The 20,295-nt window shown below is 73.5% G+C and carries 18 protein-coding genes; 10 read left to right on the top strand and 8 right to left on the bottom strand.

Going from position 1 to position 20,295, the window contains the following annotated elements:
- Positions 1-15: 15 nt before the first annotated feature.
- Complete coding sequence (locus tag AB0G11_RS12690; protein WP_357585698.1) at positions 16-894, bottom strand: alpha/beta hydrolase; 879 nt, start codon at positions 892-894, stop codon at positions 16-18.
- 133 nt (positions 895-1,027) lie between these two features.
- On the opposite strand from AB0G11_RS12690, the gene AB0G11_RS12685 reads away from it, so the two are divergent.
- Positions 1,028-4,246, top strand: a complete 3,219-nt coding sequence (locus AB0G11_RS12685) for a BTAD domain-containing putative transcriptional regulator (protein ID WP_357585696.1) — start codon at positions 1,028-1,030, stop codon at positions 4,244-4,246.
- Between the two features lie 26 nt (positions 4,247-4,272).
- On the opposite strand, the gene AB0G11_RS12680 is transcribed toward AB0G11_RS12685, so the two are convergent.
- Positions 4,273-4,560, bottom strand: a complete 288-nt coding sequence (locus tag AB0G11_RS12680) for a hypothetical protein (protein ID WP_357585694.1) — start codon at positions 4,558-4,560, stop codon at positions 4,273-4,275.
- A 170-nt stretch (positions 4,561-4,730) separates the two neighbouring features.
- Between AB0G11_RS12680 and AB0G11_RS12675 the strand changes: the two genes are divergently transcribed.
- Positions 4,731-5,345, top strand: a complete 615-nt coding sequence (locus AB0G11_RS12675) for a DedA family protein (protein WP_308126244.1) — start codon at positions 4,731-4,733, stop codon at positions 5,343-5,345.
- Here the strand turns inward: AB0G11_RS12675 and AB0G11_RS12670 are convergent.
- Both AB0G11_RS12670 and vanY-N read right to left on the bottom strand, forming a co-directional pair.
- A complete protein-coding gene (locus AB0G11_RS12670; RefSeq protein ID WP_357585692.1) occupies positions 5,268-5,930 on the bottom strand; it encodes a hypothetical protein in 663 nt (220 codons plus the stop codon). The two genes, AB0G11_RS12675 and AB0G11_RS12670, sit on opposite strands and share 78 nt — an antisense overlap.
- A 129-nt stretch (positions 5,931-6,059) precedes the next feature.
- Positions 6,060-6,623, bottom strand: a complete 564-nt coding sequence (gene vanY-N, locus AB0G11_RS12665) for a D,D-peptidase/D,D-carboxypeptidase VanY-N (protein ID WP_357585690.1) — start codon at positions 6,621-6,623, stop codon at positions 6,060-6,062.
- A gap of 202 nt (positions 6,624-6,825) precedes the next feature.
- On the opposite strand from vanY-N, the gene AB0G11_RS12660 reads away from it, so the two are divergent.
- The 3 genes from AB0G11_RS12660 to AB0G11_RS12650 are packed head-to-tail and all read left to right on the top strand — an operon-like array spanning position 6,826 to position 9,481.
- A complete protein-coding gene (locus AB0G11_RS12660; RefSeq protein ID WP_219518256.1) occupies positions 6,826-7,500 on the top strand; it encodes a response regulator transcription factor in 675 nt (224 codons plus the stop codon).
- Positions 7,497-8,996 carry a HAMP domain-containing sensor histidine kinase gene (locus AB0G11_RS12655; protein ID WP_357585688.1) on the top strand — a complete coding sequence of 500 codons (1,500 nt, stop codon included), beginning with the start codon at positions 7,497-7,499 and terminating at the stop codon, positions 8,994-8,996. The genes AB0G11_RS12660 and AB0G11_RS12655 overlap by 4 nt, the downstream gene beginning before the upstream one ends.
- Complete coding sequence (locus AB0G11_RS12650; protein WP_357585686.1) at positions 8,993-9,481, top strand: hypothetical protein; 489 nt, start codon at positions 8,993-8,995, stop codon at positions 9,479-9,481. The genes AB0G11_RS12655 and AB0G11_RS12650 overlap by 4 nt, the downstream gene beginning before the upstream one ends.
- A 9-nt stretch (positions 9,482-9,490) precedes the next feature.
- On the opposite strand, the gene AB0G11_RS12645 is transcribed toward AB0G11_RS12650, so the two are convergent.
- Together AB0G11_RS12645 and AB0G11_RS12640 are read right to left on the bottom strand one after the other, a co-directional pair.
- Entirely contained in the window at positions 9,491-11,134 is a 1,644-nt protein-coding gene (locus AB0G11_RS12645) for a GMC family oxidoreductase N-terminal domain-containing protein (protein WP_357585684.1), read from the bottom strand.
- A 223-nt stretch (positions 11,135-11,357) separates the two neighbouring features.
- The gene (locus tag AB0G11_RS12640) at positions 11,358-12,575 is read right to left on the bottom strand and encodes an MFS transporter (protein WP_357585682.1); all 1,218 of its coding nucleotides are present in this window, start codon (positions 12,573-12,575) and stop codon (positions 11,358-11,360) included.
- A gap of 60 nt (positions 12,576-12,635) precedes the next feature.
- On the opposite strand from AB0G11_RS12640, the gene AB0G11_RS12635 reads away from it, so the two are divergent.
- From AB0G11_RS12635 to AB0G11_RS12615, 5 genes are all read left to right on the top strand, one after another.
- Complete coding sequence (locus tag AB0G11_RS12635; RefSeq protein ID WP_357585680.1) at positions 12,636-13,679, top strand: DUF5937 family protein; 1,044 nt, start codon at positions 12,636-12,638, stop codon at positions 13,677-13,679.
- An 89-nt stretch (positions 13,680-13,768) separates the two neighbouring features.
- The gene (locus tag AB0G11_RS12630; RefSeq protein WP_219518249.1) at positions 13,769-14,386 is read left to right on the top strand and encodes a TetR/AcrR family transcriptional regulator; all 618 of its coding nucleotides are present in this window, start codon (positions 13,769-13,771) and stop codon (positions 14,384-14,386) included.
- Positions 14,383-14,574, top strand: coding sequence for a ferredoxin (locus AB0G11_RS12625; protein ID WP_219518247.1), 192 nt, complete (start codon positions 14,383-14,385; stop codon positions 14,572-14,574). Before AB0G11_RS12630 ends, AB0G11_RS12625 begins: the two co-directional genes overlap by 4 nt.
- Before the next feature lies 1 nt (position 14,575).
- A complete protein-coding gene (locus AB0G11_RS12620) occupies positions 14,576-15,850 on the top strand; it encodes a cytochrome P450 (RefSeq protein WP_357585678.1) in 1,275 nt (424 codons plus the stop codon).
- A 64-nt stretch (positions 15,851-15,914) separates the two neighbouring features.
- Positions 15,915-17,882, top strand: a complete 1,968-nt coding sequence (locus AB0G11_RS12615; RefSeq protein WP_357585676.1) for an alpha-glucuronidase — start codon at positions 15,915-15,917, stop codon at positions 17,880-17,882.
- A gap of 48 nt (positions 17,883-17,930) precedes the next feature.
- Here AB0G11_RS12615 and AB0G11_RS12610 read toward each other — a convergent pair whose 3' ends face one another.
- The gene (locus AB0G11_RS12610) at positions 17,931-18,620 is read right to left on the bottom strand and encodes a hypothetical protein (protein WP_357585674.1); all 690 of its coding nucleotides are present in this window, start codon (positions 18,618-18,620) and stop codon (positions 17,931-17,933) included.
- Positions 18,621-18,622: 2 nt separating this feature from the next.
- On the bottom strand, positions 18,623-20,278 hold the full coding sequence (locus AB0G11_RS12605) for an extracellular solute-binding protein (protein ID WP_357585672.1): 1,656 nt from the start codon (positions 20,276-20,278) through the stop codon (positions 18,623-18,625).
- Between the last annotated feature and the right edge of the window lie 17 nt (positions 20,279-20,295).

Below are 20,295 nucleotides of genomic sequence, written 5' to 3'. Positions count from 1 at the left end.
GCCCGGCCGACACGTCTACCTGGCCAGGAGCGCGCGCAGCTCCTTGACGACCACGGCGGGGGCCTCCTCGGCCATGAAGTGGCCGCAGGTGACGGTGCGGTGGACCAGGTCGGGCGCCCAGGCCCGCCACAGCGCCTCCGCGTCGTAGCCGAGGGCGGCGCCCCAGTCCTGCTGGAGCACGGTGACGGGCATGCGCAGGTGGTTGCCGGCCGCGCGGTCGGCCCGGTCGTGGTCGAGGTCGATGCCGGCCGTCGCGCGGTAGTCGGCGACGATCGACGGCACGGCCTCGCGCGACGCCTTCAGGTACGCGGCCCGTACGTCCGCCGGGATCGCCTCCGGGTCGGTGGTCCAGACGTCGAGGAAGTGGCCGAAGAAGGCGTCCGCGCCGGCGGAGATGAGCTGTTCGGGCAGGCCGGGCGGCTGGGCCATCAGGTACAGGTGCCAGCCGACGGCCGCGCCGGCGCCGCGCATGACGTCCCACATGTCGAGCGTGGGCAGGACGTCGAGGGACGCCAGGTGGGTGACGGCGTCCGGGTGGTCGAGCCCGGCGCGTACGGCGACGAGGGCGCCCCGGTCGTGCCCCGCCAAGGCGAACCGGTCGTGGCCCAGTTCGCGGGCCAGCGTGACGATGTCGGCGGCCATGGTGCGCTTGGCGTACGCGGTGCCGTCCGGGTCGCCGGGCTTGTCGCTGGCGCCGTAGCCGCGCAGGTCGGGGCAGATGACGGTGTGGTCGGCGGCCAGGTCGGCGGCGACGTGCCGCCACATGAGGTGCGTCTGCGGGAAGCCGTGCAGCAGCACGATCGGGCTGCCGGAGCCGCCGACGGCGGCGTTCAGCGTCACGCCGTCGGCGACGGTGACGCGGTGGTGGTCGAATCCGCTGATCCGGGGGTTCATGAGGGCCTTTCGGTGGTGCTTCCAGTGGTACGCCGTCCAGCGTGCCCGGCGGGGGTCAGCAGCCGGTCAGTGTTGGATCAGCGGTCCGGTCAGCGGGTCGGGTCAGGAGGCCGGAGCTGCGTAGATTGGGGGCGTGACCACGGTGGCGTTCGGCGTGCTCGGGCCGTTGGAGGCGGTGGGCGAGCACGGGCCGATCTCGCTCAGGGGGCCCCGGCACCGGGCGGTGCTGGCGCGGCTCCTGGTCGCCCGTGGGCGGGTGGTGCCGGTCGACCGGCTCGTCGAGGACCTGTGGGAGGAGCCGGGCGAGGGGGCGGTTTCGGCGCTGCGGACGTTCGTGTCCGATCTGCGGCGGGCGCTGGAGCCCGACCGGCCGCCGCGTGAGCCCGCGCGGCTGCTGGTGACGGCGGCGCCCGGCTACGCGCTGCGGGCGGCGGCCGACGCGGTGGACGCCTGGCGCTTCGAGGCGGCCGTCGGCGAGGCGGGGCGGCTGCTGGCCGACGGGCGGCCGGCCGCGCCGCCCGGGGGCCCGGCGCCCACGGGTCCGGTGCGCGGCCGGGAGCAGGCCGAGCGGGCGCTGGCCTGCCTGGACGTGGCGCTGGCGCTGTGGCGCGGGCCCGCGTACGCCGAGAACGCCGGGGAGGAGTGGGCCCGTTCGGAGATCCACCGGCTGGACGAGCTGCTGGCGCTGGCCGTGGAGCGGCGGGCGCAGGCGCTGCTGGCGCTGGGGCGTTCCGCCGAGGCGGTCTCCGACCTGGAGGCGCACGCCGGTGACCGGCCGTTGCGCGAGGACGCCTGGCACCTGCTCGCCACGGCGCTCTACCGGTCGGGGCGGCAGGCCGACGCGCTGGCCGCGCTGCGCCGGGTCCGCGAGACGCTGGTGACCGAGCTGGGCGTGGACCCGGGGCCCCGGCTGCGCCGCCTGGAGTCCGACATCCTCACCCAGGCGCCCCACCTCAGCCAGGACGACCCGGCCCCCGTACGGGCTCCCGAGCCGGCGGCAGGCGGCCGGGTGTTCGTGGGGCGGGAGGGGGACCTGGCACGGCTGGAGGAGGCGGCCGGGCAGGTGGCCGGGCGGGGCGGGCCGGGGGTCGTCCTGGTGTCCGGGGAGGCCGGGGCGGGCAAGACGGCGCTGGCCGAGGCCGTCGCGGCGCGGCTGGCGGCGCGCGGCTGGGTGACGGCGTGGGGCCGCAGCCCCGAGTACGAGGGCGCGCCCGTCGCCGCGCCGTGGACCCAGGTCACCGGCGCGCTGCCCCCGCCCCCCGAGCCGGGCGGGTCGGGCGGGCCCGGGCCGGATGGCGGAGGGCGGGGAGCGGATCCGGCGGTGGTGAGGTTCCGGCGGCATCGGGCGGTCGTGGCGCGGGTCGCGGGGGCGGCGGCCAGGGAGCCGGTGCTGGTGGTGCTGGACGACCTGCACCGGGCCGACGCCGACACCCTCGACCTGCTGACCGCCGTCGCCACCGCGCCCGAGATGGGCCCGGTGCTGGTCGTGGGCACGTTCCGGACCACGGAGGTCGGCCCGGAGCTGACCTCGGCGCTGGCCAGGCTGGCGCGCACCGAGCCCGTGCGGGTCTACCTGGGCGGGCTGACCGAGGCGGCGACGGGCGAGCTGGCCGGGGCGGTCACCGGGCGGGAGCCGGCCGGGCCGGTGGTGCGGCTGATCCATCGGCGCAGCGGCGGCAACCCGTTCTTCGTACGGGAGCTGGCCCGGCTGTTCGCGGCCGAGGGCGAGGCGGGGCTGGAGGCGGTTCCGGCGGGGGTGCGGGACGTGATCCGGCACCGCCTGGCGCAACTGCCCGAGGAGACGCGGACCGTGCTGATGCAGGCGGCGGTCGCGGGGCGGGACGTGGACCCGGAGGTGCTGGCCGAGCTGGCGGGCGAGGGGCCGATGCTGGACGCGGTGGAGCGGGCGCTGCGGGCGGGGTTCCTGACCGAGCGGGGCGGGCTGCGGTTCACGCACATCCTGGTGCGCGACACGCTGTACGGGGATCTGTCGGCGTTGCGCCGGGCCCGGTGGCACGCGGCGGTCGGGGAGGCGGTGGAGCGGCTGCATCCGGACGACGTGGCGGCGCTCGCCCACCATTTCACCCTGGCCGCGGGCGGCGCTGTCTCGCCCAGGGCCGCCCGTTATGCCCGCGCGGCTGCCGAGCTGGCCGAACGCCGTTCCGATCCGCACGAGGCCGCCCGGCTGTGGCGCCAGGTGATCACACACACGGGCGGCGACGCCGTACGGGATCGGCTGGAGGCGGATCTCGGGCTGGGGCGGGCGCTGGCCGTGACGGGGCGGATGGAGGAGGCGCGGCGGCTGCGGGCGGAGGCGGTGGACACGGCGGAGAGCCTCGGCGACGCCGACCTGACGGCGGCCGTGATCACGGCCTTCGGCGTGCCGGCCGTGTGGACGCGCAACGACGACGAGCGCCTGTCCGCCCGGATCGCCGCCGCCGCCGAGCGCACGCTGGCCGCGCTCTCCGGCGACCCGTCCGCTCCCCGGGACGTGGTGGGCCGGCTGTGGAGCGCGCTGGCGCTGGAGCTGCGCGGCACGACGTCGGATCGCGGCCGGCGGGCGGCCCGCGAGGCGGAGGCGATCGCCCGCGCGTCCGGGGACCGGGCGTCGCTGGCGCTCGCGCTCAACGCCCGGTTCATGCACGCGTTCGGACGTGCCGGGCTGGCGGGCGAACGGGCGCGGATCGGGGCCGAGCTGGTCGAGCTGGCAGCCGGCGGCGAGCTGGTGACGTTCGAGGTGCTGGGGCGGCTCGTCCAGCTCCAGGCGCGCGCCGCGCTGGGCGACCTGGCCGCCGCCGACGCGCACGCCGAGGCCGCCGACGCGCTCGCGAGCCGGTACGAGCTGCCGCTGGTGGGGGTGTTCACCGCCTGGTACGCGGGGCTGCGGCACGCGGTGGCGGGACGGCCGGAGGAGGCCGCGGCCGCCTACCGGGACGCGCAGGCCCGGCTGGCCGGGAGCGGCATGCCCGGCATGGAGGAGGGCCTGCTGCCGCTCGCCCTGCTGGCGCTGCGCCTGACGACCGGCCGGGACGGGGACGCGGGGAGCTGGCGTGCCCGCGACTACGGCCCGTACGAGCCGTGGGTCCGCCCGCTGATCCTGCTGGACGCCGGCCGGCGCGAGGAGGCCGCGGCGGCGCTGCGCGGCCTGCCCGAATCGCCCCACGACCTGATGCGCGAGGCGCGCCTGTGCCTGGCGGCCCGCGCCGCCGTCGCGCTCGGCGAGCGCGCCGTCATGGCCCGCCTGCGCCGCGAGCTCGCGCCCGCCGCCGGAGAGCTGGCCGGGGCGGGCAGCGGCGTGCTCACCCTCGGCCCGGTGGCGGGCTACCTGGACGACCTCGTCACCGGCCGCTGAACGCCGAGCCCAGGCCCTGGGCTCGGTCAGTCGATGTACACGCTCGTGCCGAACTCCGAGACGGTCGAGGCGCCCGGCTCGACCAGTTCGAGCAGCTCGCCGGTGCAGTCGGGCGAGCTGAAGACGTACGCGAGCCCGTTGGTGTGGTTGGCGACGGACAGCGGCCACCGGTCGCTCGAGTAGCAGCCGCTGGGGTTGAAGTACGGGTGGTCGTTGATGACGAGCACGCCGTCGGCGGCGTGGGCGGGCGTGAGCGGGGCCAGGACCGCTCCGGCGGCGGCCAGGGCGGCGAGGGCTGTGGTGATGCGTCGCATGGTCTGGATTCCTGTTCTCGAACGGGTGGGACGACGCCATTGTTCACTTACAGCAATGACTCAACTACTGACTGTGAGGTGACGAGCCCGTCCCGGGCGGCGATTGGCGCCATCAGTCCCGGGAAGCCGGGATCATGGTGGTTCACGAACATGTACGGGGGCGGCGCACGGTGGATCTGATCACGGATGTCGTCCAGGCGATCAGCGATCTGCCGTTCCCGGTGGTGGGGGTCGTGGCCGGGGCCATGGCGTTCGCCGAATCCGGCCTGGGCCTCGGGTCGATCGTGCCCGGGGAGACGGGCGTGCTCCTGCTGGGGGCCGCCGCCGGCACGCCCGTGCGGTACGTCGTGATGCTCCTCGTCGTCGCCCTCGGCGTGACCGCGGGTGACCACGTCGGCTACCTGCTCGGCCGCCGCTACGGCGTGCGGATGCGGGAGCTGCGGGTGGTGCGGCGGCTCGGCGTACGGCACTGGGACCGCGCCACGACGGCGCTGCTCAGGTACGGCGCGGCTGCGGTGTTCGTCACCCGGCTGATCCCCGTGGTGCGCACGCTCACCCCGGCCGCCGCGGGCGCCGCCCAGGTGCGTTACGGGCGCTTCCTGCCCGCCTCGCTCGCCGGATCGCTGCTGTGGTCGGCGGTGTACGTCAGCCTGGGCGCGTTCGCGGGCGCCTCCGCCGCCCATCTGGAACGGCTCCTCGGGCGGGCGTCATGGGCCCTGCTCGGCGTGCTGGTCGCCCTCGTCGTCACGGTGAGCCTGGTCCGCCGCTTCCGCCGCCGCCGCTAGCTGCAGGGGCGCGGCGGTCCCGCCCGCGAGCTCCCGCCCGTGGTTCAGCGCGTGGTCGAGCTGCCTGGCCAGGTTCGGGACGGACGCGGGAGGCAGGTACGCGTCGGCCCCGGCGTCGAGCAGCCGGCGGACCGGGCCGTCGTACCGCACCCCGAGCTCGTCGTCCTCGATCTCGGTGACGACGACGCGCGCCTTCGGGAACGCCGACCGCAACGCCCCGATCAACTGCGGACTGCCCGCCGGCACCAGCAGCACGTCGGCCGTCACGGGAGCCGCGTGCATGTCGAGCACCACGTAGTCGGCCCCGAGCTGCGCGGCCAGCGCCACCCTGGCCGCGGTGGACAACTCCATCGCGGTCGCCACCACGGTCACGCCCTCGTAGCTCGCCGGCCCCCGCCCGTGCCCCTCGTCCGGCGTCCCGCGCCCGACGACGGCCCCCTGCACCACGTCCACGGTGCTGGAGATCGTCGCGATCGACCCGCCGTCCCGCGTGACGACCAGCTCCTCACCGGGTTCGAGCCCGTCGATGAGCGCCACGAGCTCCTCGGGCAACCCCGCCACGTCCACCCTCCGGGCAGCCCCCATGCCACGTCCCTCCTGCTCCCCACCCACGCTATTGCACGATCACCCGCGCACGACCGCCCCCAGCACGGGCCGGCCGAGGTGCGCCTGAGTGATCACGACGCCGGTGACACGCCCCCGCGAGCGCCAGAGCTAGGCGTGGTTCTCGGGTGCGGGGAGGGGGTGCCAGTTCGGGTGGGGGCGGCGGGGTGGGGGGCCGGCGGGGTGGTGTTCGAAGTGCCACCACTCGTTGTCGTACATGCGGTAGAGGGCGTAGCGGGGGCCGTGGTCCTCCAGCCAGCGGGCGCCTTCGTAGGGGCGTACATCCAGGGCGGTGCCCTTGACGTGGCGCGATTCGGCCGGCGGCAGGACGAGCATCCGGGCGGAGGCCGGGGAGCCGGAGCGGCGTACCTCCTCGTCGAACAGCCGTTGCTGGGCGGCGGGGTCGCGGTAGCCGGAGGTGAGGCCGATGAGCTGGCCGTGGCGCCAGAGGGCGTCGGTGCGCGCCGCGGTGAAGGCGGCCTTGGCGCCGTCGGTGAGGCCGGTGAGGTCCTCGGCGGGGAAGCGCAGCCGCAGCGCCCAGCCGCAGGCGAGCTCGCGGGCGCGGCCGGGGTGGCGGGCGAAGGCCACGGGCAGCAGGAGCGCGGCGAGCACCAGCGTGACCACGGCGTACAGCCGGTCGCGGGGCCGGGGCGGGAGGATGTGTGGTTCGCTCATGACGAACTACGATTGGCGGGGGATGTGCGCGCGTCGTCAGCCGTATGTCATGGTTCGTCGACGGCGGCGCACCCGTGGCGCCCGAGGGCGGGATCGTGACACAACGATGACACGGCGCGCACAGGGCGCGGACACGGCCGGTCGACAGTGGACGGGGTCGGCCGGCGGGTGAGTTACGGAGCGTGCTGAGATGCTCGGCAGCGTGTCGCGAGTGTTGTTGATCGAGGATGACCCGGCTGTGCGGGAGGGGCTGGAGCTGGCCCTGACCCGGCACGGCCACCGGGTGCGCGCGGTGGAGTCCGGGGAGCAGGGGCTGGAGCGGCTGCGTACGGACGTCCCGGACGTGGTGGTGCTCGACCTGATGCTGCCCGGCATGGATGGCTTCGAGGTGTGCCGTCGTATCCGGGTGGCCGGTGAGACGCCGATCATCATGCTGACGGCGCGCGGTGACGACATGGACGTGGTGGCGGGGCTGGAGGCGGGCGCCGACGACTACGTGGTCAAGCCGGTGCAGCCGAGGGTGCTGGAGGCCCGCATGCGCGCGGTGCTGCGGCGGATCGGCCGGGACCAGGCGGAGCTGGAGCGGCACGGGGACCTGGTCATCGACCGGGCCGGGCTGGTGGTCACCAGGCGCGGCGAGCCGGTCAGCCTCGCGCCGACCGAGCTGCGCCTGCTGCTGGAGCTCTCGGGCACGCCGGGCCGGGTGCACAGCCGCCAGCAGTTGCTGGAGTCGGTGTGGGAGCACGGCTACTTCGGCGATTCGCGGCTGGTGGACGCGTGTGTGCAGCGGTTGCGCGCGAAGATCGAGGACGACTCGGCGGCGCCGGTCTACGTGCAGACGGTGCGTGGGTTCGGGTACCGGTTCGGGCCGGTGTGAGCCGGTTGGTGGAGTCCCGGCCGAGTCTGGGGCTGCGGAACCGGCTGCTGTACGCGTTCGCCCTGTTGTGCGTGGTCACGGCGGCGGCGGTGGCCGGTGCGATGTACGTCGAGGCCCGCACCGCGATCCTCCAGCGGGCCCAGGATGCCGCGGTGGAGGCGACGCGGGGACGCCTGGCGGCCCTCTTCCCGTTGCGGACCGCGACGCCGGGCCAGGCCGATCTCGACGAGATCGCCCGCGTCATGGCCGACGGGGGCGGCTTCGCGGTCGCCGTCTACCGCGACGCGCACTCGACGCTGCTCGCGGCGCCGGGCCCCCGGCTGCGGCGCGAGGACACGCCGGTCCTGGACCCGGGGCTGATCCCGGCGGGGCTGCGGGGGACGGTGGCGCGCGGCGAGATGGCGTGGCAGCGCGTGGTGTGGAGGGGCCACCCTCTCCTGCTCATCGGCGCGCCGTTGCTGATCGCCGAGCCGGGCCGGACGGCGCAGGTGTCGGGCATCGAGGTCTACACCGCGCGCAGCCTGGCTCCCGAACAGCTCAGCATCGACAGCCTCGCCGCGCGGGCGTGGCTCGCCGGCGGGGCGGCGCTGGTGCTCTCGGTCGTCCTGGCGTCGCTGGCCACCCGTGGCGTGCTGCGCCCGGTGCGCGAGCTGGGCCGGGCGGCCCGCCTGCTCGGCGAGGGCGATCTGCGGACCAGGATCGCGGTCCGCGGCTCCGACGAGCTGGCGGACGTGGCGCGTACGTTCAACGAGACGGCCGCGGAGCTGGAGCGGCACGTCGAGCAGCTGCGCGAGATGGAGGCCGACGCCCGCCGGTTCGTGGCGGACGTGTCCCACGAGCTGCGCACCCCGCTGGCCGCGCTCGCGGCGGTCGCCGACGTCCTCGACGAGGAGGCGGCCGAGCTGCCCGAGACCGCCGGGCGCGCCGCGCGGCTGGTCAGCCAGGAGACGCTCAGCCTGACCGGGCTGGTGAATGACCTCATCGAGATCAGCAGGTTCGACTCCGGCGTCGCGGCGCTCGCGCTGAACGAGGTCGACGTGGCCGAGCTGGTGCGCGCGACCCTGCACGCCCGTGGCTGGTCGGAGTCCGTACGCACCGAGCTGCCCGCCGGGGTGACCGCGCGGCTGGATCCGCGCCGGGTGGACGTCGTCCTCGCCAACCTGGTCGGCAACGCCCTGCGACACGGCGAGCCGCCCGTGTCGGTACGGCTGTCCGCCGGCGCGGAGGAGATCGTCCTGGAGGTACGCGATCACGGGCCGGGGCTGGACGAGGCGGTGCTGCCGCACGTGTTCGACCGGTTCTACAAGGCCAGCGCGGCCCGGGCCAGGTCCGAGGGCAGCGGTCTCGGCCTGGCCATCGCGCGGGAGAACGCGCGGCTGCACCGGGGCGATCTCACCGTCGCCAACGCCCCGGACGGAGGCGCCGTGTTCACGCTCCGCCTGCCGCGCCGGATGGACGATCCGGACGGGCACCTCGACTCTGGAGGTCCCGCGTGAGAGCCGGACCCGGCCGTCTCGGGCTCGCCCTGGGCGTGGCGGCGCTCGTCGCCGTCGCCGGCTGCGGCGTGCGGCCCAGCGACCCCATCTCCGTCGGCGCCCCGCCGAGCGGTGGCGTCGCCACGCACACGACGCTCACCCTCTACCTGGTCAAGGACGGCCGGCCCAGCCCGGTGAAGCGGTCCGACGACAGCCGCCCGTGGTTCCGGGCGGACATCCTGGCGCTGCTGGCCGTCGGCCCCACCGCCGGGGAACGGGCGAACGGCTTCACCACCGACATCCCGGCCGGGGCCGGCCCGTTCTCGGTCACCCCCGTGAAGGCCGGCCACCTGGTGGTGACCCTGTCGGCTCCGGCCGGTGAGCTGTCGCCGCTGGCGGTCGACCAGATCGTGTGCACGGTCACCGCCCCGGAACGGGACCACCCCGCCCAGGTCACCATCATCGGCGCCGGGCAGAGCGTCGGCCCCCGCGACTGCCCGGTGTGACCCGCGCGGTCAGGCGCCGCCCAGGATCAGCCGTCCGCACCGGTCGCCGATCATCATCGACGGGGCGTTGGTGTTGCCGGAGGTGATGCTGGGCATGATCGCGGCGCTGGCCAGCCGCAGCCCCCTGACGCCGCGTACGCGCAGGTGGGGGTCCACGACGGCGTGCGCGTCCGTGCCCATCCGGCAGGTGCCGACCGCGTGGAAGTCGGCCTGCGAATAGGCGCGCACCGCTCGGATCAGCTCCTTGCGGGTGTTGACGTGAGAGCCGGGGATGGCGTCGTCGTCGATGACCCAGTCACGCAGTCCCTTCGCGTTGACCAGCTCGATGGCCAGCCGGTAGCCGTCGAGCTGCGCCTCGAGATCCTCTCCGGTCCGCAGGAAGTTCGGCTGGATGATCGGCGGCACGGCGGGATCGGCCGACCGCAGCCTGACGTACCCCCGGCTGGTGGGGTGCAGGTTGATCATGCCGACCGCCTGCGAGAACGCGGAGAAGGGCGGATACCCGCCCGCGCCGATGTAGTAGACCTGCCCCTGGTACGCCGGCGTCCCGGGCACCCGGCCGCTGCCGGTGAAGAGGCTGACGTCCATCGAAGTGAGGTGCGTCGCGGGCTCGGGGGTGCGGAGTCTCTTCAACGCCACCGAGATCAGGTGGTCGTGCAGGTTGGCGCCGACGCCGGGCAGGTCGGCGACGACCGGGATGCCGAGCCGTCGCAGGTCCCGCGCCGCGCCGATGCCGGACAGCTGGAGCAGGCGAGGCGTGTTGACCGTGCCCGTGCTGAGGATCACCTCCCGCTCGGCCCGGACGGTGAACCGGCGGCGACCGGCGTGGATGACGACGCCGTCGATCGCGTCGCGGCGGTCGAACGTCAGCCGCGCGACCTCCGCGTCCGTCATGATCGTCAGGCGCGGGTCGGTGAGGTACGGGACCAGGAACGAGGTGAACGCGTCCTGGCGGATCTTGTCCACCACGTTGAGCCGCGTGTAGGAGACGCCGAACTGGGTCGCGCCGTTGTAGTCGGGGTTGAACGTGTAGCCGAGGTCGACGGCCGCTGCCACCGTGGCCTGGGAGAGCAGGTTGCGCCGCGTCAGCTCGTCCGACGGCTCGATGGGCCCGGACAGCGCCTCCAGCGAGGGCCGCACGCTCGCGTAGTCCCAGCCGGTGGCGCCCTGGGCGGCCCAGCTGTCGTAGTCGGCCGGGTTGCCGAGGACCCACACCATCCCGTTCACCGAGCTGCTGCCGCCTTCGAGCTTCCCGCACACGAACGACTGCCGCGCGTGCAGCAGCTCCCGCTGCGGAACCGACTGGTACGGCCAGACGAGCCCCGAGTTCGGCGCCGCCGCCAGGGCCGACTTGGTGAAGTCCCGCACCACCGGCAGGTCGTTCGTGCCGCCGGCCTCGATCAGCAGCACGCTCGCCCGCGAGTCCGATAACAGGCGCGCGGCCAGCGTGCACCCGGCCGAGCCGGCTCCCACGATCACGTAGTCGTAGCGGCGCGTGGCCGCGGCTGCCGTCCCCGCGGCCGAGGCGAAGGCCGCCGACGCCGCGGACACACCGAACATCGCGAGCAGATGGCGTCTGGTGAGGCTTCCGTCCCGCACCCGGCGAGCGATCTCGTCCGGGTCCTGCCAGGCTTTCCCATCCTTACCGGGCATCAGCGTCCCTTCGCGTCGGAATGGCGGCCCGCGCCACCGATGACGTGAACGGGGGCTGGTGCGCGAACGGGGGCCGACGACGTCGCGGTGGCAGGGTTCAGAAGTATACGAAGCGAAACGGCGCCGGATCGGGCCCTGAGTGCATACCAACTGCAGGATGGGGTCGAAGGGATGGGCCGCGCGGCGAAGACACTCCAGGTGGTCATGACGATGGCGGCCTGCGTCAGACCTCGTGGCGGAGTGGGCTGAACCAGATCGGTATCCAGCTGAGCGCCATGATCGCTGCGCCCGTCCACATTGCCGTCCCAATGCCCCAGACCTCGCCGAGAAGGCCCGCCAGCAGACCACCGACGCCGACCGCACCGATAAGGATCAGGCGCATGGTGGCGTTCATCCGGCCGAGCATCGGGTCGGGTGTGACTTCCTGCCGGAAGCTGACGAGCAGCACGTTGTTCACCCCTGTCCGGAAGCACAGGATGCTCCATGCGGCCGCCGAGATCCAGACGCTCCAGCCGACGAACGGCACCAGAAGCGCGAACGGCGCAGTGGTCATGCCGACGATCCACACGGCACGCCCGCGGCCGAGCCGCCGGCCGATCAGGTGAGCCGTCGAGGAACCGGCCAGCACACCGAGCCCGCCGACGGCAAGGTAAGCCCCGAGCACCCAGGCGGGCTGCCCGAGCTCGTCGACGAGCAGCACGGGCAGCAGCGTCGAGCAGAGCGGGAAGGCGAGGTTCGTCATGCCGCCTTGCGCCGCGATGGCGATGAGGACCCGGTTGCCGAAGAGGAATCGCACCCCCTCGCCGATCTGCCGTCCGAGTCGCTCGCCGGGTACGGGGGCGGGCGCGGGTTCGGGCTTGCTGATCCGGCGTAGCCACACGGCCGACCACAGGTAGGTGAGCGCGTCGAGCACGATCGCCACCGGCGCGCCCGCGAGAGCCACCAACACTCCGGCGGAGCTCCTGCCCCCCACGTCCATCGCCGCGCTCGTGCCGACGAGCACCGAGTTCGCGGCGGTGAGCCGGTCGCGGCCGACCAGGTGCGGGAGCGTGCTCTGCGAGGCGACGTCGAAGAAGAGCGTGCCGATTCCCGTCGCGATGGCGACGCCGTACAGCTGGGTCATCGTGAGAGCGTCCAGCCACCACGTGACCGTCACCGACAGCAGAAGCACGGCGCGGACCAGGTCCGTCGCGATCATCACCGGGCGGCGCCTGACCCGGTCCACCCATGCTCCGGCGGGCAGGCCGAGCACGAGCACGGTGATGGTAGTGAGGGCGCTGAGCAGTCCCACTTCACCGGGCCCCGCGTCGAGGGCGATCACCGCGAGCAGGGGCATCGCCACGTAGCCGACCTGGGTGCCGAACTGGCTGACCGCCGACGCCAGGTAGAAGTTTCTGAAGGAGGGGTCATGCAGGAGCGGAGGCCCGGCGGCAGTTGTCATAGCACCTAGATGATGGAATCCTCCGTCCGAGCGCCATTGATTAAGCAGAGGACGAATCGGATGGGCCTTGAGCTGACGTTCACCGCACAGGATGCGGCCAATGTCCGTTTCGCGGTTTCTCCTCTGTGGGAGGTCGTCGCCAGCGTGCGGGTGGCGAAGAATCCGGCCGCGCATGCCGTGCTCAAGCCCTGGGCCGAACGGGTGCGGCGGCGGCTCGCCGATGTCGACTGGCGGCTGCTGTCCGACCTGGTGCCGGTGCCGACGGTCTCGATCGTCGGCTTCGTCTGCCCCCCGCCCTCAACCGCCGTGCCCGACCTGGAGGTCGAGCTGGCCGGGATGGCGGCGATGGCACCCCTGGTCCAGGAGGGTCTCGACGTCTGGGACGGTCCGCGCACCCGAGCGCTCCAGGAGCTCTACGCCGACCCCGTGGGTGGCCTCGAACGGCTGGCCGAGGAGATCCGCGGCTACTGGGAAGCGGCCATCGCGCCCTACTGGCCGCGCGTACGGGCCCTGCTCGAAGGCGACGTGCTCTACCGCGCCAGGTTGCTGGCCGAGGGCGGCCTGCGGCGCATGCTCAGCGACCTCGACCCCGCCGTGACGTGGGAGGGAGAGACACTGCGCCTGCCCAAGACGGTCTGCGAAGGCGTGCGCCCGCTGGGCGGCCTGGGACTGTTGCTCGTGCCGTCGGTGTTCACCTGGCCGCGGGTCTTCTCCATCACGACCCCGCCCTGGCAGCCCACGATCCGCTACCCCCCGCGCGGCGTCGCGACGCTCTGGGAGCACCGCGAGAGCGACCCGCCACAGGCGCTGGCCGCCGTGCTCGGCCGCACCCGCACCCGGCTGCTGGCCGAGCTCGACCAGCCCGCCTCGACCAGGGAACTGGCCGCCCGCCTCGACCTGTCGGAACCAGGCGCGAACCAGCACCTCACCGCTCTCCGCAGGGCTGGCTTGGCCAGCGCGCACCGCACGGGGAGATATGTGCTCTATGCCCGTACGGCCGTCGCCGAGACGCTGCTCGCCGGCGACGCGAGTCCCATACCGAGCGGTCACGAGTACGAACGGGCGGGAACCGCCGAAGTCCTCGACCCACCCCGCGCCCACTGACGACCAGGCCCCCAAGCGCCGCGTCAGACATTCCAGTTGCCCGGCCCGCAACCCTTGACGAATCAAATGAATGTTCTTTCAATTCTCCTATGGGGCGTATCGCAGGCGTCACCGCCGCGGAGACGCGGAAGCGGCTGCTGCGCGCGGCGGCCGACGCGTTCGCCGAGCGCGGCTACGACGGCACGCGCGTGGCCGACATCGCCGCCGCCGCGGGCGTGAGCAACGGCGCTCTGTACGCGCACTTCGGGTCGAAGGCGGAGCTGCTGGTGGCCGCGTTGCGGGCGCACGGGCCGACGCTGATGGCGGACCTGTTCGCCGCCCACCCGGACGAGCCGATCACGGACCTGCTGGTGGCGAGCGGGCGGCGGCTGCCCCGGCGGCGGGACGCGCTCGGCTACCTGATCGTCGAGGCGCTGGTGGCCGCCCGGCGCGACGAGGACGTGGCCGGGCCGATGCGCGACTACGTGCGCGAACGCGCCGACTGGATCACCCGGCTGGTGCGCGCCGGGCAGGACGCGGGCGAGCTCGACCCCGCGGTCTCCCCCGACGCGCTCGCGCACTTCTGCTTCCTGCTCGCGATGGGCAGCGCGCTGGTCACCCCCGACCAGCACGCGGTGGACGACGAGGAGTGGGTCGCGCTGCTCACCCGTCTCGTCGCCGCGATCACCCGTACCGGATCCACCTCAGCCACGGAGGCGACACCGTGAAAGTCCAGATCAACCCCGAACGGTGCCAGGGCCACGGCCGGTGCTACGACCTGGCGCCCGCCCTGTTCGGCGAGGACGGCGAAGGCTACGGGACGGTGCTCGGCGACGGCCTGGTGCCACCGGGGCGGGAGCAGGAGGCGCGGCTGGCGATGGCCAACTGTCCCGAGAAGGCCGTCGAGGAGGCATGAGATGACCGTTGACGACCGCTTCACCCGTGATTTCCGGGAGACCGACGGGGAGGAACCCCTGGGCACCCGGAACGAGATCATCACTGGCCCGGTCTCCGACTGGGCGACCGATTTCTCCCACTTGGAACCGGAGTGGGCGGCCGACCCGTACCCGATCCAGGACGACCTGCGGCAGCGCTGCCCGATCGCGCACACCGAGCGGTTCGGCGGCGGCTGGCTGCCGACGCGGTACGAGGACGTGGCGGCGGTGGCGTACGACACCGAGCGGTTCTCGTCACGGTCGATCATCATGAGCAACTTCCGGCCGCCGCGCGAGCTGGCGCCGATGGGCGGCTCGCCGCCCATCTCCTCCGACCCGCCCTTCCACCACGACGCGCGCAAGCTGCTGCTGCCGGCCTTCACCAAGACGGCGGTCGCCAAGCAGGTGGAATCGACGCGGGCACTGTGCCACGCGCTCATCGACGAGTTCGAGGGCCGCGACGTGGTCGACGCCGCCCGCGACTACGCCCAGCACATCCCGATGCGGGTGATCGCCGCCATGCTCGGCTTCCCGGCCGAGGACGGGCCGAGGTTCCGCGAGTTCATCGAGAACGTGCTCGAAGGCGTCAACCATCCGCCGGAGGAGCGGATCGAGCGGATGCAGCAGCTCTTCGACTACCTGCTGGAGCAAATCCGCGACCACGTCGACCGGCCGCGTGACGACCTGACGACCTACCTGATCAACGCCGAGCTCTACGGCCAGAAGCTGGACCCCTCGCACGTGGCGGGCACGATGGCGCTGCTGCTCATCGCGGGGATCGACACGACGTGGAGCGCGATCGGCGCCTCGCTGTGGCACCTGGCCAAGACGCCGGCCGACCGGGAGCGCCTGGTTGCCGAGCCGGGGCTGCTGCCGACGGCGATGGAGGAGCTGCTGCGCGTCTACGCGCCGGTGACGATGGCGCGGCTGGTCAAGGAGGACATGCACTGGCACGGCGTCGACATGAAGGCCGACGACTGGGTCCTGCTGTCGTTCCCGGCGGCGAACCGGGACCCGGCGCAGTTCGAGCGGGCGGGCGAGGTCGTCATCGACCGTCAGGTGAACCGGCACGCCGCGTTCGGGCTGGGCATCCACCGCTGCGTGGGCTCGCATCTGGCCCGGATGGAGCTGCGGGTGGCGCTGGAGGTGTGGCTGGAGCGCATCCCGGTGTTCGGCCTGGCCGATCCGGAGGCGGTGACGTGGGCGGCCGGCCAGGTGCGGGGGCCGCGCACGCTGCCGCTGACCCTGGGGCGGTAATGCCGGGAGAGGCCGGTCTCCGGTAGGTTGGCGCGAGGAAGCGCTTTCCCGCCGGAGGACCCCCGTGAGCATTTCCGACCTGGCCGACGTCCACGCCGCGTGGCTGCCTCCGGAGGCGTTCCGGGCGATCGGCTCGCGCCGCACCCTCGTGCTGGGCGGCGACGGCGTCGCCACCGTGCATGACGAGGTGGCGACGGCCTGCGCCCGGTTCGGCGGCAGGATGAACGATGGCGACGCCGCCGAGCTTGTGCTCGCGCTGACGTCGGCGGCGGGAGCTCCCGCCGCCGACGGGATCGGCCCGGAGGGGTACGCGCTCGGCCGCCGCGACGGCGTCACCACCGTGCTCGCCGACGACCCGGCCGGGCTGCTGTACGGGCTGTTCCACGTGGTGCGGCTGGGCGAGGCGGCGTTCGGCGCGGACCGGCCGGTCGAGCACCACCGGCCCGCGCTGCGCCGCAGGATGCTCGACCACTGGGACAACGTCGCCGTGCACCCGGTGATGGGCCAGGTCGAGCGCGGCTACGCGGGCGGTTCGATCTTCTGGCGGGACGGCGGCCCGCGGGGCGACCTGGCCAGGGTGCGCGCCTACGGGCGGCTGCTGGCCGCGATCGGCGTCAACGCCATCGCCGTCAACAACGTGAACGTGCACGCCGCCGAGGCCCGGCTGCTGACCGACCGGCTCGGCGACGTCGCCGCGATCGCCGGCGAGCTGCGCCCGTACGGCATCCGCGTGCACCTGTCGGTGAACTTCGCCGCGCCGGTCACGCTGGGCGGGCTGCCGGTCGCCGACCCGCTGGACGAGGACGTGCGCGCCTGGTGGGCGGGCACGACCGCACGCGTGTACGAGGCGATCCCGGACTTCGGCGGTTACGTGGTCAAGGCCGACTCCGAGGGGCAGCCGGGCCCGTTCGCCTACGGGCGCACCCACGCGGACGGCGCGAACATGCTGGCCGACGCGCTGGCCCCGTTCGGCGGCGTGGTGCACTGGCGCGCGTTCGTCTACAACCACCGCCAGGACTGGCGCGACCGCTCCACCGACCGGGCCCGTGCCGCCCACGACCACTTCGCGCCGCTCGACGGGCAGTTCAGGGACAACGCGATCGTGCAGGTCAAGCACGGGCCGATGGACTTCCAGCCGCGCGAGCCGGTCTCCCCCGTGATCACCGCCATGCCGCGCACCCGCCTGGCGGTGGAGCTCCAGGTCACGCAGGAGTACACCGGCCAGCAGCGGCACGTGTGCTATCTCGCGCCGATGTGGAGCGAGGTGCTGGCCTTCGCCGGCGTCGCGGACGTGGCCGCCGGGGGCGGGCTGGTCGCGGTCTCCAACGTGGGCGACGACCCGTACTGGACCGGCCACCCGCTCGCCCAGGCGAACCTGTACGCGTTCGGCAGGCTGGCGTGGGCGCCCCGGGCGGACCCGGCCGCGATCCTGGACGAGTGGATCGGGCTCACGTTCCCGCAGGCCCCGGCCGCGCTGCGGGAGACGCTGCACGCGATCATGGACGGCTCGTGGCGGACGTACGAGCGTTACACCGCCCCGCTCGGCGTCGGGTTCATGGTCAACCCGGGCGACCACTACGGCCCGTCGGTCGACGGCTACGAGTACTCGCCGTGGGGCACGTACCACTTCGCCGACCGTGACGGCGTGGGCGTGGACCGGACCCGCGCCACCGGCACCGGCTTCGCCGGGCAGTACCCGGAACCGTGGGCGGGGACGTACGAGTCGCTCGACCGGTGCCCCGACGAGCTGCTGCTGTTCTTCCACCACGTCCCGTACGGGCACGTGCTGCGCAGCGGGTCGACGGTGATCCAGCACATCTACGACACGCACTTCGCCGGGGCGCGGGAGGCGGCCGGTTACCGGGAGCGGTGGGCGGAGGCGGCCGGGCTGGTGGACCCGGCGCTGCACGCCCGGGTGCGGGAGCTCCTCGACGAGCAGGTCCGCTGCGCCGAGGAGTGGCGCGACCAGGTCAACGCCTATTTCTTCCGCAAGTCGGGGGTGCCGGACGCGCACGGCCGGCGCATCCCCTGAGGCTCGGTCCTCGCGCAGGACCAGGACGCCGCCGGGCGTCCTGCGGCTTCAGCGGGTGAACCTCTCCTCGATCTCGGCGATCATCGGCCGGCTGTTGCGCAGCAGCGCCGCCGCCACCGCGAAGGCGAGCAGCGCCAGCGCCGCCTCCGAGGCGACCAGCGTGACGCCGCCCGCCAGCACCAGCAGGCACAGGTTGCCGAGCGTGGCGCCGGGCGCGCGCACCAGGAAGTACGCCGCCAGCCGCGCCACGTCGGCGGTGCGGAACGCGTACAGGGAGGTGATCACCAGGGCGTTGGCGACCCACAGGGTGGCCGCGACGGCGACCACGACGAGGAGCGCCGCCCACCAGCCGGGCAGGCCGGAGGCGCCGAAGTTGGCCAGGGTGAGGCCCGCGACGGCCAGCCAGGCCAGCCACGGCGTCCAGATCTTCAGCACGCCGCCCGCGTTGGCCCGGTAGCCCCGCCAGAACGCGGCGGCGGGCCGCAGGTCGGCGAGGTCGCGGGAGCGGCGGCGCAGCGCGTAGACGGCGGCGGACAGCGCCGGGCCCACGGGCAGCAGGCAGGCGACGGCCAGCGGGACGTTGCCGGGGTCGCGGTCGAGCAGGGTCAGCCCCGCCAGGCCGGGCACGACCCCGGCCAGGAACAGCAGCTCGATCGTCAGCAGGGTGTAGACGAGCGCGGCGGCCCGGGAGAGCACCCCCTCGCCGAACCGCCCGCCCGCCGCCGGGATCTTCGTCACGCTCAGCCGTGTTCCTTCTTGAACCGCTCGTAGGCGGTGTTGACCAGGTTGATGTAGCTGGTGGAGCTCTTGGCCTCCAGCTCCTTGACGTAGGCGTCCCACTCCGACAGCGGCCGGTCGCCCAGGATGAACTTGAGCGTGTTCTGGTCGACGTGGTCGCGCAGCGCGGTCTCCCACAGCGCCGCCTGCTCGCGCTCCTCGTCGGTGAACGGGCGCGGCGGCGGCACCGGGAGCGCCTGACGGGCGTTGATCACGGCCTGGAACTCCTTCTCCTCGTCGGAGAAGGTGGACTGGAGCAGCGACGTCCGGCCGCCGTAGGCGAACACGCCGTTGCTGAAGCCGAAGTCCTTCTGCAGGTGCTTGGAGCCGTCGGGGTTGAGCCCGATGAAGTCGACGTCCTCGTTCAGCTCGTACTCGCCCTCGCCGGCCTTGGTGTAGGTGACGCCCTCGACGCCCCACTTGGCGAACTCCTGGCCGGCGTCGGAGTACCAGAGCCAGTCGATGAACTGCATCATGGCGACGAAGTTCTCGCTGTCCAGCGCCTTCTTGGAGATCATGATGCCGTTCTCCAGGCGGTTGCCGGCCTTGACGTCGCCGAGCGGGCCCGTGGGCGTCGGGATCTTGACGAGCTTCGCGTCCGGGTCGAACTTCTTCAGCGGCGGCCGGTAGTCGTTGACCAGCGTCTGCGCGTTCGTGCTGATGACGAACGACTTGCCGCCGACGATCTTCTGGATGGCGGCGTCGTCCGACTGGGTGAACGACTCGGGGTCGAGCAGCTTCTCGGCCACCAGCTTGTTCAGGTACTCCAGCACGGCCTTGTACTGCGGCATGCTGCCGGTGAAGGCGAACTTCCCCGCGGCGGCGTCCCAGGTGGCGTGCTGGTAGCCCCAGCCGCCGGGCGCGCCGTGGGCGGCGCCGACGATGTTGAGCAGGTTGCCGCCCGGCGTCGGGACGCCCCACCGGTCGGTCATCGGGTAGAGGTCCGGATACTCCTGCTTGATGGCCTTGAGCAGCGTGTGGAGCTCGTCCCAGGTCTTCGGGACCTGGAGGCCGTGCTTGTCGAGGATGTCGGCCCTGACGGCCAGCGAGTAGTCGAGCCAGATGTTCTCGTGCAGGCCGGGCAGCAGGTAGAAGCGGCCGTCGGCCTGGCGGAGGGTGTCCAGGTCGGCCTTCATGTTCCACTTGGCGACCTTGTCCTGGAAGTGCGGCATCAGGTCGACGTAGTCGCTGACCGGCAGGATCGCGCCGGAGGCGACGAACGGCTCCTCCTGGTGCGGGTAGGTCTTGGGGATGATGAGGGGGGCGTCTCCCGCGCCGATGAGCAGGCTGCGCTTCTTCTCGTAGTCGCTGAGCGGCACCGTGACCGGGTCGAACGTCACGCTGGTGCGCTTCTCCAGCTCCGACCAGAACAGCCAGTCCTTCTTGAGCGCGTAGTTCGGGTGGTTGTTGTACAGGACGGAGAAGGTCAGCGGCACGGTGGCCTTGAACTGGTCGCCGACGGCGTACTTGGGCATCGCGCCCGCCTTGTTGCCCAGGCCCGGCTTCCCGGCGGCGGGCGCGGCCGGGGCCTCGCCGCTGCACGCGGTGGCGGCCAGGGCGAGCGCGCCGAACGTGAGGAGCGCCTGGCGGCGGGTGACGCGGCGGGTGACTCTGTGCATGGGGGGTTGCCTTTCCC

It is taken from the genome of Nonomuraea sp. NPDC023979, assembly GCF_040639085.1.
Lineage (GTDB): Bacteria > Actinomycetota > Actinomycetes > Streptosporangiales > Streptosporangiaceae > Nonomuraea > Nonomuraea ceibae.
Note: the sequence above shows the minus strand (reverse complement) of the source record. Positions and strands in the feature narration are given on the sequence as shown.